This window comes from Prosthecobacter sp. Pr1 (assembly GCF_057652315.1).
The window spans coordinates 22,330-38,927 of the sequence record NZ_JBYFBS010000006.1 but is presented as its reverse complement, the minus strand read 5'-3'; the positions used below and the strand labels follow the sequence as shown (position 1 = coordinate 38,927).

The 16,598-nt window shown below is 59.3% G+C and carries 17 protein-coding genes; 9 read left to right on the top strand and 8 right to left on the bottom strand.

What is annotated here, in order from left to right; translation table 11 throughout:
• Position 1 precedes the first annotated feature (1 nt).
• Positions 2–1,081 carry a lipocalin-like domain-containing protein gene (locus AC24GY_RS11910; RefSeq protein ID WP_487683085.1) on the top strand — a complete coding sequence of 360 codons (1,080 nt, stop codon included), beginning with the start codon at positions 2–4 and terminating at the stop codon, positions 1,079–1,081.
• A gap of 19 nt (positions 1,082–1,100) precedes the next feature.
• On the opposite strand, the gene AC24GY_RS11905 is transcribed toward AC24GY_RS11910, so the two are convergent.
• The 4 genes from AC24GY_RS11905 to AC24GY_RS11890 form a co-directional block, all read right to left on the bottom strand.
• A complete protein-coding gene (locus AC24GY_RS11905) occupies positions 1,101–1,418 on the bottom strand; it encodes a Dabb family protein (protein WP_422319894.1) in 318 nt (105 codons plus the stop codon).
• A gap of 39 nt (positions 1,419–1,457) precedes the next feature.
• Positions 1,458–1,838, bottom strand: a complete 381-nt coding sequence (locus AC24GY_RS11900; protein WP_397379988.1) for an NADH-quinone oxidoreductase subunit A — start codon at positions 1,836–1,838, stop codon at positions 1,458–1,460.
• 107 nt (positions 1,839–1,945) lie between these two features.
• Positions 1,946–2,299 (bottom strand): hypothetical protein, encoded by a 354-nt coding sequence (locus AC24GY_RS11895; RefSeq protein WP_395730041.1) that lies wholly within the window; start codon positions 2,297–2,299, stop codon positions 1,946–1,948.
• Between the two features lie 205 nt (positions 2,300–2,504).
• Positions 2,505–3,872, bottom strand: a complete 1,368-nt coding sequence (locus tag AC24GY_RS11890) for an outer membrane protein assembly factor BamB family protein (protein ID WP_487683083.1) — start codon at positions 3,870–3,872, stop codon at positions 2,505–2,507.
• 38 nt (positions 3,873–3,910) lie between these two features.
• On the opposite strand from AC24GY_RS11890, the gene AC24GY_RS11885 reads away from it, so the two are divergent.
• The 4 genes from AC24GY_RS11885 to AC24GY_RS11870 all read left to right on the top strand — a co-directional run bounded on the left by AC24GY_RS11885 (position 3,911) and on the right by AC24GY_RS11870 (position 7,090).
• Entirely contained in the window at positions 3,911–4,369 is a 459-nt protein-coding gene (locus AC24GY_RS11885) for a hypothetical protein (protein WP_487683081.1), read from the top strand.
• A gap of 89 nt (positions 4,370–4,458) precedes the next feature.
• A complete protein-coding gene (locus tag AC24GY_RS11880; RefSeq protein WP_487683079.1) occupies positions 4,459–5,364 on the top strand; it encodes a universal stress protein in 906 nt (301 codons plus the stop codon).
• A 14-nt stretch (positions 5,365–5,378) separates the two neighbouring features.
• Positions 5,379–6,446 carry a sensor histidine kinase gene (locus AC24GY_RS11875; RefSeq protein WP_487683077.1) on the top strand — a complete coding sequence of 356 codons (1,068 nt, stop codon included), beginning with the start codon at positions 5,379–5,381 and terminating at the stop codon, positions 6,444–6,446.
• Positions 6,413–7,090 carry a response regulator gene (locus AC24GY_RS11870; protein WP_487683075.1) on the top strand — a complete coding sequence of 226 codons (678 nt, stop codon included), beginning with the start codon at positions 6,413–6,415 and terminating at the stop codon, positions 7,088–7,090. Before AC24GY_RS11875 ends, AC24GY_RS11870 begins: the two co-directional genes overlap by 34 nt.
• A 194-nt stretch (positions 7,091–7,284) precedes the next feature.
• Here the strand turns inward: AC24GY_RS11870 and AC24GY_RS11865 are convergent, their stop codons facing one another.
• A complete protein-coding gene (locus AC24GY_RS11865) occupies positions 7,285–7,527 on the bottom strand; it encodes a hypothetical protein (protein WP_487683074.1) in 243 nt (80 codons plus the stop codon).
• Here AC24GY_RS11865 and AC24GY_RS11860 point away from each other — a divergent pair.
• Positions 7,526–7,759 carry an SWIB/MDM2 domain-containing protein gene (locus tag AC24GY_RS11860; RefSeq protein WP_422319887.1) on the top strand — a complete coding sequence of 78 codons (234 nt, stop codon included), beginning with the start codon at positions 7,526–7,528 and terminating at the stop codon, positions 7,757–7,759. The genes AC24GY_RS11865 and AC24GY_RS11860 overlap by 2 nt on opposite strands.
• Positions 7,760–8,233: 474 nt before the next feature.
• On the opposite strand, the gene AC24GY_RS11855 is transcribed toward AC24GY_RS11860, so the two are convergent.
• Together AC24GY_RS11855 and AC24GY_RS11850 are read right to left on the bottom strand one after the other, a co-directional pair.
• Positions 8,234–8,530: a Dabb family protein gene (locus AC24GY_RS11855; protein ID WP_422319886.1), complete on the bottom strand. Its 297-nt coding sequence runs from the start codon at positions 8,528–8,530 to the stop codon at positions 8,234–8,236.
• A 19-nt stretch (positions 8,531–8,549) separates the two neighbouring features.
• On the bottom strand, positions 8,550–10,475 hold the full coding sequence (locus tag AC24GY_RS11850) for a sulfatase (RefSeq protein ID WP_487683071.1): 1,926 nt from the start codon (positions 10,473–10,475) through the stop codon (positions 8,550–8,552).
• A 110-nt stretch (positions 10,476–10,585) separates the two neighbouring features.
• Between AC24GY_RS11850 and AC24GY_RS11845 the strand changes: the two genes are divergently transcribed.
• Positions 10,586–11,956 (top strand): NCS2 family permease, encoded by a 1,371-nt coding sequence (locus AC24GY_RS11845; protein ID WP_487683069.1) that lies wholly within the window; start codon positions 10,586–10,588, stop codon positions 11,954–11,956.
• A 2-nt stretch (positions 11,957–11,958) separates the two neighbouring features.
• Positions 11,959–13,113: a M56 family metallopeptidase gene (locus tag AC24GY_RS11840; RefSeq protein WP_487683067.1), complete on the top strand. Its 1,155-nt coding sequence runs from the start codon at positions 11,959–11,961 to the stop codon at positions 13,111–13,113.
• Positions 13,114–13,163: 50 nt separating this feature from the next.
• On the opposite strand, the gene AC24GY_RS11835 is transcribed toward AC24GY_RS11840, so the two are convergent.
• Positions 13,164–14,984 carry an ATP-binding cassette domain-containing protein gene (locus AC24GY_RS11835; protein ID WP_487683065.1) on the bottom strand — a complete coding sequence of 607 codons (1,821 nt, stop codon included), beginning with the start codon at positions 14,982–14,984 and terminating at the stop codon, positions 13,164–13,166.
• A gap of 75 nt (positions 14,985–15,059) precedes the next feature.
• Here AC24GY_RS11835 and AC24GY_RS11830 point away from each other — a divergent pair, with 75 nt between their 5' ends.
• Positions 15,060–16,586, top strand: a complete 1,527-nt coding sequence (locus AC24GY_RS11830) for an AsmA family protein (RefSeq protein ID WP_487683063.1) — start codon at positions 15,060–15,062, stop codon at positions 16,584–16,586.
• The last annotated feature ends 12 nt before the right edge of the window (positions 16,587–16,598 follow it).

Genomic DNA, 16,598 nt, shown 5'->3' with positions numbered 1-16,598 from the left:
CATGAAGCACACCATCTTTTTCCTCCTGCTGTTCACAATAGGGCTGCATGCGCAGACCACCACGGATGGCTTTGCACTGCCCCAGCCAGGAAAAGTCTTTTCCTTCCCACGCGATCACGGCAGCCATCCAGAATTCCGCACCGAATGGTGGTACGTCACCGGCCATCTCGACTCCAAAGACGGCCATCGCTTCGGCTTTCAGGTCACCTTCTTTCGCCAGGCCCGTCGTGAAGACGGCAAGACATTGCAACTCCACCTCGCTCATGCCGCGCTGCTGGACGCAAAAACAGGCCGCTTTCTGCATCAGGAACGTCTCAACCGCGCAGGCTGGGACGCCGCCTCATCCGAGTCCACACTCGCCGTGCGGAATGGCAACTGGTCGCTCAAGCTCGATGAAACAACCCAGCACCTGCACATCGCAGCGACAGTAAACAACGAGGCCCTGCTACAGCTCGAACTCGAAGCCGTGAAGCCCCTGGTCATCTTCGGCAAAGACGGGGTCTCCCGCAAAGGCGCTTCCGACACAGCAGCCAGCCACTACCTCACCTGGCCCCGCTTGAAGACCACCGGTACCGTCAAACTCGGTGCCGTGGAGCATGCAGTCACCGGCGAGGCATGGATGGATCACGAGTTCAGCAGCAGCCAGTTGGAGGCGGGGCAGGTGGGCTGGGATTGGGCCGCCCTTCAGCTCAAGGACGGCCGAGAGATCATGGTCTACCGCATGCGCAGGAAGGACGGTTCTTCAGACCCTGCTTCCACCCTCGCCGTGATTGATCTCAACGGAAAAGTCCGCCATCTCTCCAGCGATGCCTTCACCTGGGAAGTCTTGGACACTTGGAAAAGCCCGCGCAATGCGGCGGAGTATCCCACTCATATCCGACTCCGCTTCGAGAACGAATCTTTGGAACTCAAGCCGCTGGCCCCAGATCAGGAGCAAGACGGCGGCATCACACAGCTGCCTTACTGGGAAGGTGCCTGCGATGTGATCGATTCACGCGGGCAGATCACCGGTCGCTCTTTCTTGGAGCTGGCAGGTTACGCAGGCGATCTCACCGGTCATCTGGCGCCCAAGGCAAAGTGACAGCCCGGGACCACTCCACTCAGGAGTACTTCACGTCTTTGCGCGGCTCCATCTCAAAGGCCGTGGACTCCTGCTCAGAGATGTTCGGCTTCAGCACTTCCTCACGGAACTTGAAGTAGTGCGGGTCATCCTGGCAGATGGCCAGCTTGTCCATTGTCTCGACCTCAAGATACACAAACCACGGGTAGGGATCAGACGGATTCACACGCTTGCCCGTTTTGACAGTCAGCACCTCTGGAACCCGCAGAAGCATCACTCGCGTCTGGGACATCATCTGCTCCAGCTTCTCCTCCGTGACCTGGGGCTTGAGCTGAAACAGGCTGAGGTAGGCGATCATGAAGGCAGAAGGAAAGTCCCGTGGCAGCTTGCAGAAAGACTAGGATTTCCAGTCCAGCACGCCCTTCTTCCAGGCATAGCCGAAAGCAACAAGCAGGATGGAAGCGAAGCCGGCGGCGACAGCAAGGATCGAGGCGCCTCCGCCAACGGCAGCGAGGTAGTCCTTGTAAATGATGGCCCAGGGATACAGAAAGACGACTTCGATGTCGAACAGCACGAAGAGCATCGCCACGATGTAAAACTTCACGCTGAAACGCGGCTGGCTGTCTCCCACGGGAAGCATGCCGCACTCGTAGGCGGAATCTTTGATCGTGTTGCGCTTGGCGGATTTGCCGAGCAGCGCAGACGCGATGAGGGTCACCACGGCGAAACCACCGGCGATGACAATCTGGAGCAGGACTGGGATGTAATTCTCAAACATGGGGGTGAATGATGCCGAATGGTTAGCGAGAGGCGGCGCAGCGTCAAACCCGGAAACAAAAAGGGCCGCCCTGCGCGGAGGCAGAGCGGCCCAAATCGAAGGAAGCATCAGCCCCGGGCAGCGGCAGCAGCCGTGGTGCGGGCCACAACAGCAGCGCTGCGGGCGGCGATCGCGGCATTGTGGGCGGCACGCAGACCATCAAGGCCGCGGTAGGTCTTGCCAACCTTGGCGCAAAGGCCGCGGCTCACGAGATTCTGCAGCTTTTCATAGGAACGCAGGCGCAGCATTTCTTCGCCACCGCTCACCGCATTTTTCAGCTTGAGATTGTCATACACCAATCCAAACAGAGTGTTGAATTCATAGGTCTCCGGCTTTGAGAGAACATTGACTAGCTCGTCAGTGACATGATCAGGGACTCGGCGGGAGAAGCGTGTCTTACGTGTCGGTGTGGTGGTAGGCATATGGACTTTAAACCTAGCACATCCTTGGTCTCTTTGCGACGGTTTTGTGATTGCGGGCGGATTTTTCCCCTACGCCACATGCGCAGTGAAAGAAGATCCCCTTGACTAACGTTTTATCAGGCTTGAGTTTCGTTTCTGTATTTACTTTGGATGGCCATTTTTTAGTGGCTTAAGCAGCCTTGACCCGGGTATCTGCCCTTTCCGACTACTTGGTCGCAATCTTGTAAAGCGCTCCGCTGCTGCGAATAAACAGCGCCCCGTCTGCCACCGCAGGAGAGGCCGTGATCTGCTCGCCGAGCTGATTTTGCCCGACGACCTCAAACTTTTCCGGTGAGGCCCGGACCAGAAAGCATTCCCCACGGTCATTGGCGAACAGCAGTTTGTCCCCCAGCACCAGCGGGGCAGGGACGTGCTTGCCCGCCAGCCGGTCATCCCAGAGATCCTTGCCTGATTTGACCTCCACCGCACTCACGATGCCGCCACGCGTGGTCTGATACAGGATGCCATTCACCAGCACCGGGGCCGCCTCGCTCGCATTCCGCTTCTCCCGGTCCCACAGCACATGGCTTTCAGTGATGTCCCCGCTCATCTTGTCATCAATGCGTACGCAAAGGGTGTGCGCCCTTTCCGCCCCCGTGTTCAGGATCAGCATGTCCTCGTAACGCAGTGGCGGAATCGCGGCATTGAATCCCCCGTGGCGGATCGTCCAGAGTTCTTTCCCTGTGGAAACCTCATAGCCAAAAGCGGCTCGGGATCCAATGGAGACGAGCACATCCTTGCCCCCCATTTTAAACACGCCTGGCGTATGGTAGGCTTTGCGCATGTCGCCATCCCGGGTCGGCTTGCCTTCTTTGTCCAGGTCGCCGTAGTCCGTGGTACGTGCAGTTTTCCACACGCTCTTGCCCGTCTTCTTGTCCAGCGCCGTGACAAACTGCTGGTCAATGCCGTCAAAGGTCAGAATGATCAGGTCGCCGTAGATGATTGGCGATGAGCCCGGACCACGGAAGTGGCGCACGTTGATGTCGCGGCGCTCCCACACTTTCTTGCCCGTCGCAGGATCAATGCGCGCCGTGCCATAGGTGCCGAAGTGTACATACAGCGCATCCTCTTCCAGCACAGGAGAAGGGGCTGCATAATTGTTGATGGGGTTGCCCAGATCTTCAGGAGCCACGTTCTCAAACACCACGTCATGATTCACGATCTTCCCGTTGTGACGGTCGATGCCATAGATGAACTGCTTGGTACCGTCCGCCGTGGCGGAGGTGAACCAGATCAAGTCACCGCCGATCACTGGCGAGGAATGCCCCAGGCCTTCCAGCGGCGTGCGCCACGCAATGTTTTTGCCGGAGGCGCTGTCCCACTCCAGGGGAATGCGCGCCACATCGGCCGCCGGGACGATGCTGTCTTGCGTCGGGCCTCCCTTCCCGGGCCAGAATACAGGCTTCGTGGCAGGCTGGGCGCTCGAAAGAACACTCAGCAGGGAAATGGACAGGGCGGTAAGGGCGGTCGTGCGGATCATGGGCGTGAAGTTGACGGTGCTGGTGGGAAAATCTTTCGCCAAGGAAAAGAGCATGCATGGTTGGCGGCATCCAGCCGTATCCCTCGACGACCATGAAAAAAGCCCTTATCACCTGCCTCGCCCTCAGCCTTTGCGCTCTTTCGCTCCGTGCCGAAGACAGCCTCAATGATCAGCTCCGCCGCGCTGCGGAAAAGCTGAAAAATGAATTCTCCAAAGTGAAGGAGCAGGGCGAAATCAAAGGCCGTGAATGGTTCAAAAAAGCCAAGGACCATGTGACCACCAGCCGCACAGAATATCTCCAGCAGGCCGGCGCTGCCCTCACCGGCTGGAAGGCGGACATCGATGTGCTCAAGGATCAGGGCGGGCGCGATTATTTTAAAACACGCATCGCCGCTCTGGAGCAGCACCACGCCTTTGCGGTCAAGGAACTGGAAACGCTCACCGCCATCACCGACGAAGCCCAGTTTCGTGCACGCCAGAAGAGCTTTGATCGCACCCTGTGGACTCTTGAAGCCGCCGTTGAGCAGGCGCAGGAAGAAGCCGGGCTTTGAGCACAAGCTCTGCCCACTACGCCGCAACCCCGGCGCGGCATTGCCTTTTTCCGACGGCTATGGTGAAATGACTTTAATTCAAACACACCATGAAAAAGCTCCACCACGTCATCGCCGCCATCGACTTCACCTCTTCCTGCCGCATCGCGCTGCGGGAGGCGGTGCACCGCGCCTCACTTGACGGCGCCGCCATCACCGCTGTGCATGTCATGGACGAGTTCCTCGTGCATGAACTCAAAAGCGCGCTTTCCGCCGATCAGGCCACCATTCGTGCTGAATGGGTGGAGCGGCTCAAGAAATTTGTGGATGACGCCGAGGTGGGTGCCGGCGTGAATGCCGAAGTCCGCATCGGCAATCCCTTCTCCGAACTTGTCGAAGCCTGCCGCGCCCACAGCGCCGATCTCCTCGTCATGGGGGCCAAGGGATCGCGCAATGAACCGCACCGGATCGGCGTCATCACCGCCAAGTGCGTGCGCAAAGCCCCCGTCGATGTCCTCGTCGTGCGCGAAGATGCCCAGGGGCCCTTCAAGCAGATCGTCGCCTGCGTCGATTTTTCTGAAAACTCCGCCAAGGCGGTGCAATGCGCGCTCCATGTCGCGCAGCAGGACGGCGGCTCGCTCGACTGTCTTCATGTGTATCAAAGCGCCCTCGCCATGTCCCTCGATTACGGCGGCTTCGCTCCCTCGCTCCCTGCCACCTACGATCCTGAGGCTGTGGCGACCTGGCGCAAAGATCTCGCTGCCTTCCTGGAGCCCCTCACACGTGATGCAGAAAACGTCCCGGTCGCTCAGCACGTCACGGAGCGCGTGAACATCCGTGAAGCCATTCTGGATCATGTCAACGAGGTGCATGCCACCCTCGTCGTGCTCGGCACCAATGGCAAAACGGGCCTGCGCGAGATGCTCATCGGCACCACGGCCGAAAAAATCGTTCAGCATGCTCCTTGCTCGATCCTTGCCGTGAAGCCGGACGGCTTTGTCATCGCTCCAGATTGAAATCCTGTATGCCGATGCAGAGACCAGCGCCTGATGATCCCAGCATTGCCCAGTTGCAGGCGGCGCTTCAGGCCAGCGAACAAATCTCCAGTGCCATTGTCGAAACAGCGGTCAATGCCATCGTTACGATCGACTCCCATGGCATCATCGAAACCGCCAACACCGCCACGGTTCGTCTCTTTGGCTACCAGCGCGCTGAGATCATCGGCAAAAACATCAACCTCCTCATGCCGCAGCCCTATCGCGACCGGCACGACGGCTACATTCAGAACTACCTGAACTCCGGTGTGAAGCGCATCATCGGCATCGGGCGTGAAGTCGTGGGCCAGCGCAAAGACGGCACCGTCTTCCCCATCGACCTCTCCGTCGGTGAAGCCGTGCTGCCCAGCGGGCGGCGCATTTTCACCGGCATCATTCGCGACCTCACCGAGCGCAAGGCCCTGGAGGACAAAATCCTCCACATCAGCGAGGAGGAGCAGGCGCGCATCGGCCAGGACATTCACGATGATCTCTGCCAGCAGCTCGCCGCCATCGGCTGCCTCGCGAAGGTGGCGCAAAAAAAACTCACCAAGGCCGGCAGCGCCGAAGCCCAGAGCTTGGCGGAAATCGTCGATCTCATCAGCAAGGCCAACACACGTGCACGTGAAACGTCCCGCGGCCTCATGCCCGTGGTGATCGACTCCGGTGGTCTCATGAAAGCGCTTGAGGAGCTCGCACAAAGCACCGCCCGCGCCTTTGAGATCACATGTGATTTTCGTTACGACAACCCGGTGCAGCTGGCCGACAACAAGCTCTCCGTGCAGCTCTTTCGCATCGCCCAGGAGGCCGTCTCCAACGCGGTCAAGCATGGCCAGGCCGGCCGGGTGGACATTCATCTTGCCCGTCAGAGTGGCAATATCGTCCTCCACGTCCGCGACAACGGCATCGGCATTCCCGATTCGCCGGCCAAAGGAACTGGCATGGGCCTCTTGACCATGAGCCATCGCGCTCAAATGATAGGCGGCACACTCAAAATCGAGCCGCGCACAGGCGGCGGCACCCAGGTCATATGCAGCGTTCCCGCACCAGCGAAAAATCTGTAAAGCGCCTCGTCCTCATCGACGATCACCCCATCATGCGCCATGGTCTCGCACAGTTGATCCGTGCCGAGGAGGGGCTTGATGTCATCGGTGAGGCCGGCAGCGCGCGTGAAGGCCTCGAAGTCATTGGCAAACTCAAGCCCGATCTCGCGGTCATTGATCTCACCCTGCCGGACAAGAACGGCCTCGAACTCGTCAAAGACATCCGCGCCCTGCATCCTTCCACCCAGTGCATCGTGCTCTCCATGCACGATGAGACGCTCTATGGTGAGCGCTCCCTGCGTGCAGGCGCTCGTGGCTATGTGATGAAGGAGGAGGCCGCAGATCACCTCGTCACCGCCATTCACAAAGTCATCAGCGGCGGTCTCTACGTCAGTGAATCTCTCAACGCACGCATGCTTGAGCAGGTCACCGGCGCTTCACGTTCCAAAGCCACGGGCATGGACGCTCTCACAGACCGCGAGCTCGAAATCCTTTCGCTCATCGGCAGCGGCGTCCCCACCAAAAACATCGCCGCTCAGCTCAGCATCAGCGCCCGCACCGTCGAAGCCCATCGTGCTCACATCAAAGAAAAACTCGGCATGACCGACGGTGCCTCTCTGGTTCGCTACGCAGTGCAGTGGGTTGAAAGCCGCGCGAAAGTGTAGCTTCGTTTTCGGTTTGAAATCATCCTCATGGGAATGGGTGCTCACTCAGGTGTGGCTCCGTTGCCGTTCATTGATTGATGCCGGTACGCAGTCGCGATGATGCCCAAATGCAGCGACGAAAAAGAGGCTGTTGTCGGCGTCTGCCGAAGTGCATTTGCGCAGGGAGCCGAGTGCCTGTACGCAGGGAAACAACCTCAAATATTGATTAAATTTGCGTTGACGCTCAGCAGGGCGCTCTCATAACCTGCTCCTACGGCAACAGCCGCCAACAACACTATGGCCAAGAAAGCAACCAAAGCAAAACCAGCAGCCAAGAAGGCTGCCAAAGCACCGGCAGCCAAGAAGGCTGTCAAAGCACCGGCAGCCAAGAAAGCTGCCAAAGCACCGGCAGCCAAGAAGGCTGCCAAAGCAAAGCGGAAACCCAATCCTGCGCTCATGAAGCCAGTGCAGCCTGACGCGATCCTCGGGGCCGTCGTCGGCAACAAGCCTGCTCCTCGTGGCCAGATCACGAAGAAGCTTTGGGACTACATCAAAAAGAATGGTCTCCAGGACGCAAAGAACAAGCGCAACATCAATGCCGATGACGCATTGAAGGCGGTGTTCGGCGGCAAGAAGACGGTGACGATGTTTGAAATGACCAAGCTGGTCTCCAATCACATCAGCGCCTGATTCAATCCTGAATTCCTCACGCCGCGTCCGGTTCACACCTGGCGCGGCGCTTTTTTTGCCCATCATCTTGAACCCAACACTGCATTGACTCAGCCCTCCCCGCCAAGAAGAGTCCAACTCTCTTGTTCACTCTCGGCAGTAACTAACAGTCATGAATGGTCCTCGGTTAGTGCAGGCTGTCACCGGTAACTGCCATGCATGAAGGCCGCCCAGTTGATGCAGGTTGTCGTCGATCCGTGACGCAACGCGCTCAGCACTTTTTTGCTGGAATACCATTCTCTTCGACCACTCTGCCCCGCGCCCACATCAGCACCAACGGTGCTGCGTAATTGAGCCCAGGGTCAGCCGAGCCTAAGCGAGGCGACCCTGGGTATGGCAGCACACGACTGGGAAGCAAACCCACCGCCTTCTTCGCACGCCGCGCCCACCAGCAGCGTTTCAACGCACCATCGCTGCTGACTGTGTGCCCAAACCTCACAGCACATACCTCACGTAGTCCAGCTCCATGAACTCCACCACTTCAGGAATCCACCGTTGCTGCACAAAGGCCGTGTGCTCCGGATGCTCGCTGTAAAAAGCATACGCGGCTGCGTCCGCAAACTCCATCGAGAGACCAAAGGTGAAGCTGTTCTTCACGCTGGTCTGACGCAGACACTCAAACTTCTGCACGCCTTCGATCTTCGCCAGCTCGCAGGCTGCCAGTAAAAAATCCCGCTCGGCGGCGGAGCCGGGGGCATGCTTGAGACGGAAGGCGACAGTATGGCGGATCATAAGGGAAGGGGAGTTGAATTCAAAAATCCCACCGCTGCACTTTCCCATTGGCTGGCGCAACTTCAATGAAGTCAATCTCACCATCGGGCAGATAGACACGCAGCGTGCCCAGCGGCCCCTTGTCACCCAGCTCAATCTTGAGCTCCTGCCAGTCACCCGCTTTCACCTCAAGTGCGGCGGAATGCACCACACTGGGATCTGCCGCACCATGGGGCAGCGAGTCAATCTTGCCTGCGCCGCCCGCATCACTCCGCACGCGCAGTTTCACCGTGGCAGGTCCGTTCATCTTGGCCATCCCATGGCCAAGGAATCCCGTGCCCGCTTTTCCGGTGCTCTTCATCGTCAGAATGCTCGCGTTCACCGTGGCCTTGCATTGGCGCTCCTTCCACGCATCCAGCGGATCAGTCTTTGTTGCAGGCACCTTTGCCGCGACAGCTTTGTAAGCGGGATTAGGCCGTGGATAAGTCGCGCCAGTGTCCTTGAGAAAACCATCAATCAGCGAATCAAGTTCCTTCACCTTGTCCGGCATCGTCGTGGCAAGGTCATGCGCTTCGCTGAGGTCTTCGCGCAGGTTGTAAAGCTCGTGCGTGTTGGGATTGCCAAACCAGCGCAGCAGCTTGAAATCTCCACGGCGCACCCACACACCACCGGCACGGTTCGCGCCGCCGTGCGGATGGTAGTTGAAGTAGGCCTCGCGCTTCAGCTCGCCTTCACCCTTCAAGACCTTCGCATAACTCACTCCATCAAAAACCTGCTGCTCCGGTTTCGCGATGCCGAGGAGATCGATCACCGTCGGGTAAATATCAATCGGTCCTACCACGGCCTCGCTCATGCTGGCAGGCTTGATCTTGCCCGCCCAGGCCCACATCATCGGCACACGCGTGCCGCCTTCATACAGCGTGCCTTTGCCATCGCGCAGCGGGGTGTTCATCGTCGGCGGTTGGTCCCCGGCCCACTTGCGCCAGTCAGCCAGGAACTCACTCTTGTTCTTCTCCGCCGCCTCCGTTTTCCCTGTGCCGGGTACATTGCTGTGCGCATTGCCACCGTTGTCGGAAGTGAAAATGATGATCGTGTTGTCAGCGATGCCCTGCTGCTCCAGCTCCGACAGGATGCGCCCAAAACACTCGTCCACGCTCTTCAACATCGACGCCATGATCGGATTCCCCTGCCTTCCGCTCGGATCTTTCTTCGCCGCAAAGTACTTCGTGTATTCCACCTTGTGCCCCCACGGTCCATGCACGCCGTAGCACCACAGGTTGAGAAAAAACGGACCGCCCTTGCTCGCTTCAATGAACTTCACCGCCTCCGCCGCCTGCCGGTCCACAATGTACTCCCCCTGCGGCCCGTCAGTGATTGTTCCCACCTTGGTCTTCCCACCGTGCTTGCCATCAGGCAGCACGCCATAAGGCGAAAAATACCCTCCCGGCGGTCCGGGATCCGGGTGGCAGTGAAACGCGACATCAAAGCCCTGCTGCTCCGGCCAGTAGGGCTGTGTAAGCCCGAGGTGCCATTTGCCGATGTGCGCCGTGCGATAGCCCGCCCCCTTCAAAGTCTCCGCCAGTGTGATCTGCGCAGGCTCCAGGTAGTTCTTGCTCTCCGGCATCAGCATCGGTGCATTCGCCGGGCCAGTTTCCGCTAGAAACACATGCCCCGCCGGTTGCGGCGGCTGGTGCCCGCTCGCCGTCGTGATGCCATGCCGGGCCGTGTGCTGCCCGCTCAGGATGCTCCCTCGGGTTGGCGAGCACAGCGGTTGCGAATACGCATTCGTAAACCGCATCGCCCGCGTCGCGAACTTGTCGATGTTGGGCGTTTCATAGTACTTCGAGCCATACACCCCGCTGTCCATCCAGCCCATGTCATCCGCCAGAAAGAGCACCACATTGGGTTGGGCCCATAGAGATGAGTGGAGGAGCGCAAAAGATGAAAGCAGCAGCAGGGACTTCATGGCCCGCTGTGAACGACCGCCGCCAGCCTGGAATTGCGCATAAAACACGCCGCATTGGAACGCGGATTCAAATTGCAGCTCGGTTCTTCCACGCTCCTCTCCACCGCAGCATGATTGCCTTCTTCAAGCTGCATCAGCATGGCTCGTCCGTCCGCGCCGAAATCATCGGCGGCGTGACCACCTTCATCACCATGGCCTACATCATGGTGGTGAATCCGGCGATCCTCTCCTTCGCCGGCATTCCTGTGGGTCCCGGCACCGTGGCCACCATTTTGACGGCGGCTGTGGGCTGTCTGCTGATGGCCCTGATCGCCAATCGACCCATCGCAGTCGCGCCCTACATGGGGGAAAATGCCTTCATCGCCTTTGGTCTCGCCGCACTCGGCATTGGCTGGGAGCAGCGTCTCGGCGCTGTCTTCGTCAGCGGTTCTTTGTTTCTCATCATCACACTGCTCGGCATTCGCGGCTGGCTGGCGAATTCCGTGCCTGCGGGCTTGAAACACAGTTTCGCCGTCGGCATTGGCCTGTTCCTGGCCTTCATCGGCCTGTATGAAACCGGCATCGTCACCAGCTTCGTGACCGGTATGCCGCCTCCCGCCTTGCCCACCGATGCGCACGGCCTGTTCCTCTCCCCTGCAGTCCCCGTCAAAATCGGCAATCTGCGCGATCCTCAGGTCCTGCTCGCGCTCGGCGGCTTCCTGCTCATGACCGTGCTTATGATTCGCAAAGTGCGCGGCGCACTCCTCATCGGCATCATTGTCACAGCATTGATCGGCGGCGTGCTAGGTTTCGGTCACATGCCCAAGGCCATCGCTGCGCTGCCCTTCACCGGTGAGTATGATCTGAGCCGCATCGCCTTCAAACTGGACATCGCCAGCGTTCTCCAGCTCAGCTTCCTTCCCGTGCTGCTCACCCTCTTCCTGATGAGTTTTCTCGACACCCTCGGCACGCTCACCGGCCTTGGTGCCGCAGCGGACCTGCTCGATAAAAATGGAAACTTCCCCCAGGTGGAGAAGCCCATGCTCGTGGATGCCCTCACCTGCATGTTCAGTGGTCTCGTGGGCACTTCCACCAGCGGCGCCTACATTGAATCCGCCACCGGCATCAGCGCAGGCGCACGCACTGGCCTCGCCTCGCTCGTCACGGCGGCCCTGTTTGCCCTCTCGCTGTTTTTCATCCCTTTGATCGAGCCCCTGCAGCAGCTCCGCTTTGCCTACGGCCCCGCCTTGATCGCCGTCGGAGTTCTCATGACCGGCTCCGTGCGCCGCATCGACTTCGATGATCTCACCGAGTGGGTCCCGGCCTTCGTCACCATCGTGATGATGCTCTTCACTTACAACATCGCCAACGGCCTCACCGCCGGTCTGGTCGTCCATCCGGTCCTGAAACTGGCCTCAGGCCGCGCACGCGAACTGAACACCGGCATCATCGTGCTCGCCTTGCTCTGCGCCGCTTATTATCTTTTCGGCCTGCCTCATTGACCATGCTTTCTCCCTCACTCTTTCTCGGCCTGCTTTTCGTCGCCAGTGTTCTTTACAGCTACACGCTGATGCGGCTGTCACTGCGCCCTTGGATGCGGGTCCGGGATCAGCACTGGACGGAACGTGCACGCTGGCTGTGGCTGGCACGCAAGACACGCACCGCCGTTGCCATGAGTGTCCTCGGTCTTGGATTTATTCTGCGCCATGAACTCGCCGCTGATGTGCCTGCTGTCAGCATGGTGCTCTTCGGTACACTGGGCGGTTTTTTCACGGCACAGTTTTTCATCGACCGCCTTGTCTGGCCTGGATTCACCCTGCGTCTCTGGTTGCGGCAGACGTTGTGGATGCTGCTCCTCACTTCCGCCTGGCTTGGCGTCATTGTCTGGGCGACCATCTCCACCTCCGAAAGTCTTGAATCCAGAGATTGGCTCAGGTTGGGTGTGGCTGCCGTGTTGCTGGTCCTGATTTACTCCGGCGTCTGGTTGCGTGCCCTGCCTGGCCTCAGTGCAAATCCGCACACCTCCCGTCTGCGGCAGATCGTCGACGAAGTCACCGCTGCATCCGGCGTGCCTCCCGTCCGTGCATGGGTGATGGATGCCATCATGGCCAATGCTTTCGCCTTGATGTATATCCGCAGCATCATCGTGACCACGCCGGCCATGAAAGAGCTGGATGATGCCGAACTGCGCACCCTCGTGCAGCATGAAATGGCGCATCTGAGCGAATCTCGCTCCGTGCTCTGTTCGAGAATGCTGGGCGGCCTGAGCTGGCTGGGTTTCGCATTCACCCGTCCCGTCGTGCACCACTTCCAAATCGGTGGCGTGTTCTGGCTTTTTCTCGGTGTGTTGCTGCTTCGAAAATTGGCCGCGAACACCGCCAAGCGCATGGAAAACCGCGCCGACTCCATGTCCGTCACGAATGAAGCCGAAGGTCCGGTCTACGCCCGTGCTCTTGAGAAGCTCTACCAGGCCAACCAGATGCCCGCAGTGATGACGAAACGATTGTCACACCCCGATCTCTATGATCGCATGACATCCGCCGGCCTCATCCCCGCCTACCCTCGCCCCGCTCCTCCGCCGCAGCGTCACTGGACCTTCTTCGCCGCCATCATCCCAGCCGCCTTCTGGCTCGGCATAAAAATGGCCGACAAATTCTAACGCCCAGATCAGCGGCTCAGAAAAATCACGCTCAACAACCGTAACCCTCTTCAAGTGTCCCACTGGCTGCGCTGCACGCCGATGAAGGTCAGGCCGAGGCCTACCAGCACATGCACAAACAGCACGAATCCAGCGATCCCGGGCCCGATCAGATCCGTGGAGGTCACCTGCTTCACCGCATCATAAAAGGCGGTGCTGCGCATGCTGCTCAGGCTGCCGCTCCAGCTCCAGAAGGCGACCACAAGCGGCTGCACCCAGTTCTCCAGCCAGTCAGGCAGCGTGAGCACCGCACCCGAAAGCGGAAGCTGAAAGCCGACCAGGTAGATGCACAGGATCGTGGCCTTTTCCGGTGTCTTGCTCATGGCTGAGATGCCCAGACACACGCTGGTCATCGCCGCAGAGGCCAGCACTAGCAGCACCAGCTTGGTCACCAGATCCCCTGGCAGCCCTCCGGTCACCATGTCCACGAAGAACCCCATCCATAAACTCTGCGCCAGCACGAACATGCCCAGAAAGATCACCTTGCTGCCGATGTAGGCAAACGGGTGCAGTCCTCCCAGTTTCTCACGTTCCAAAATCAATCGTTCAGAGGCGATTTCACGCGCCGCATTGTTGCTCGCCATCAGGGTCACCAGCACCACCTGCAGCATGATGAGTCCGGAGACCAGCCCTCCGGCCTTGAGCTGCTCCTCTTTATATTTCGACACCTGGATGATCTCCTGCGCAAAGTTGTCATCCTGATGTGTCGAAAGCGCCCGCAGCGGCTTGATGCCGTCCAGCGCGAAAATCACGACGAGCAGCGGAAAGCCCAGCAGCATGGCCAGGTGCAGCCACACCTGCGCCTTGTCACGGCGGAAGATCGTCCACCGCCGGCGCAGCAGCTCAAACAACTGCGTCGTCATGGACGGCATTTCCACCGGGGGCAGGTCCAGGTGCTCAGACGCTTCAACGTGCTCTATTTTTGCCACCGCACGCTCCTCACGCACCGTGGTCTTGGAGGGGCCGCTGCTTTTCTTGGCCTCCTTCTTCTCCTCTTCAGGCAGCACACGCGTGCCGTCGAATCCATGGCGCTTGTAATAGGTGTCACGGTGCTTTTCCCATGACTCATGCCAGTCCCCGGCCTTGCGCTCCGTGAGTTTGAGATAGACCTCTTCGGGGTGCTCGGCCGCAAAGTAGTGCATCATCGCATTCGGCGGGCCGTGATAGGTCAGCACTCCCTGATACATCACCATCACGCTGTCATAGGCGTCCAGACTCGCAAGGCTGTGCGTGACATTGACCACCACACGCTTCGGATGCCCGCGCGAAAGCACGCGCAGCAGATTGGTGATCTCGTTTTCGGATTTCGGGTCCAGTCCGCTCGTGACCTCATCGCACAGCAGCAGGCAGGGGTCGGTCACCAGCTCCAGTGCCAGCCCCAGACGGCGCTTCTGCCCTCCGGACAGCACCTTCACCTGTCGGTCGGAGAGATGCGTCAAACCCGTCACCTCCAGGATGTGGTCCAGCGCCGGGATGAAATCTTCCGTCTGCGACAGCTGCGTCCGCAGCACCATCGCGCTGGCAATGCTCTCCTCCACCGTCAGCAGATCATAGGCCACGCTGAACTGCGGCACATACCCAAGATCTCCAGGATGCAGGTCCTCTTCATCACTCAAATTCATGCCATCCCACAGCAGTTCTCCGGATGTCTCCTGCTGGATGCCGGTGATCACTTTCAGCAAGGTCGTCTTGCCACAGCCAGACGGGCCCACGATCGCCACCAGATGCCCGGGGGGAACATTGAAGCTCACTTCTCGGAGCAGGTGCAGCGTGCTGTTCTCCGAGTCTTTCGGACCTTCGACTTCAAGACAAACGTTGAGAGCTTTGAGCATACAGGTTAAATAGGTTTCTGACACTAGGCCGGGGAGTCCTGCTCTGGCGACGAAAAAATTCAATCCACCACCAAAATGCAACGCCGCAACAGACCGGGCCAGCGTCCCTCCTCTTCTTCTTTTGGCTGGCTGTGGTGGCTGGCGGGTTTGATCCTCGTCAGCGGGGTCATTCTCATGCTGCTGGCTCCCACTCTCGTTACCAGTTACATACGTGCCTATGTTCAGAAGGATGATTTTCGCCAAAAGGCCGAGGATCTGATTGCCGCGCGCATCGACGGCAGCGCGCACATCGCTCCGATCACCTGGAACGACGACACCGCCAGCGTCACCGAACTGTCATTTTCCAATCCTGGCTGGAGCGTGGAGGCAGGGGGCCTGCGTGCCGCCCTCGATTTCGGTGCCATCCGGCAGGGGAAGTGGAGCATTCAGAATGCCGGAGCAGATGATCTCACGCTGCGCCACACCACCGCTGCAAGCAGTCCTCCCCCTGCAAACGCCGCAAAATTCGACGACAGCAACGACGGTATCCCCTCCTTTCTGCGCCGCTACATCCCCACCCAGACGCGCATCAGCGGTTTCGAGGCTCATCGTTTCATGTTTGAACAGGAAGGATGGAAGATCGCAGACTCACAGCTGCGCCTTGGCGACTGGCACACAGGTGAGGTGTCCGTGTCCGCCAAATTGAACGGGGGTAAATTGCACACCCCCATCCTGGCTCCCCAACAAAAAGAGCCTCTCCAGTTTGATCTCACCAGGGCCACTCTGCGTGTGGCAGACAGCCAGTTTCAGATCAGTGACGCCGCCTTGCGTTGGAAGCAGGCTTCTGAGGCTACCCTGCGGGGTTCAGTGAAGTATGAAACCGGCGCATGGCAGATCTTCACCCATGTCAAAGCCGTCCCCATGGACGAATTTCTCGATGCTTGGTGGAAACAGCGCCTCTCTGGCAAGATCGAAGGCGATCTCGAAATGGCCGGCGCACGCAATGCACCGCCCGCTTGGAAGGCCGATCTCTCGCTCAAGGACGGCGCGCTCACCGGTCTGCCCATTCTCGACAAGCTCGTGACCTACACGAACACCCACAGGTTCAAACGCCTCGTGCTCGACATCTGCAGCGCCTCCATCCGGCCCCAAGGCGACGCCCTCCGCATTGAAAAAATCATCGTGCAATCCAACGGCCTCCTCCGCATCGAAGGCGCCCTGACCATTCGCGGCCGGGCTCTGGAGGGTGATTTCCTTCTCGGCGTCACGCCAGAAACCTTGAGCGGCATCCCCGGCGCCAACAACCGCGTCTTTGTGGAAAACAACCCGGGCGCGCCTCCCGGCCTGCAATGGACGCGGGTGCGCATCGTCGGTACGCTCGATGCCCCCATGGAGGACCTCAGCAGCCGCCTCATCGGTGCTGCCGGCATGTCCCTCCTCCTGGATACCCCCGGCGCCATCGTCGGCCAGGGGGCTGAAACCCTGCTCAAACCAGTGCTAGGTGAGGGCGCAGCCAAATTACCCGGCAAAGTCATCAATGGGGCCAGCGGCGTCATCGAAAACGGCGTAAACGCCGGAACCGACCTCCTCAAAAGTGTGCTCCCCATCTTTCCTGGAAAATGAGGTGGTTGCACG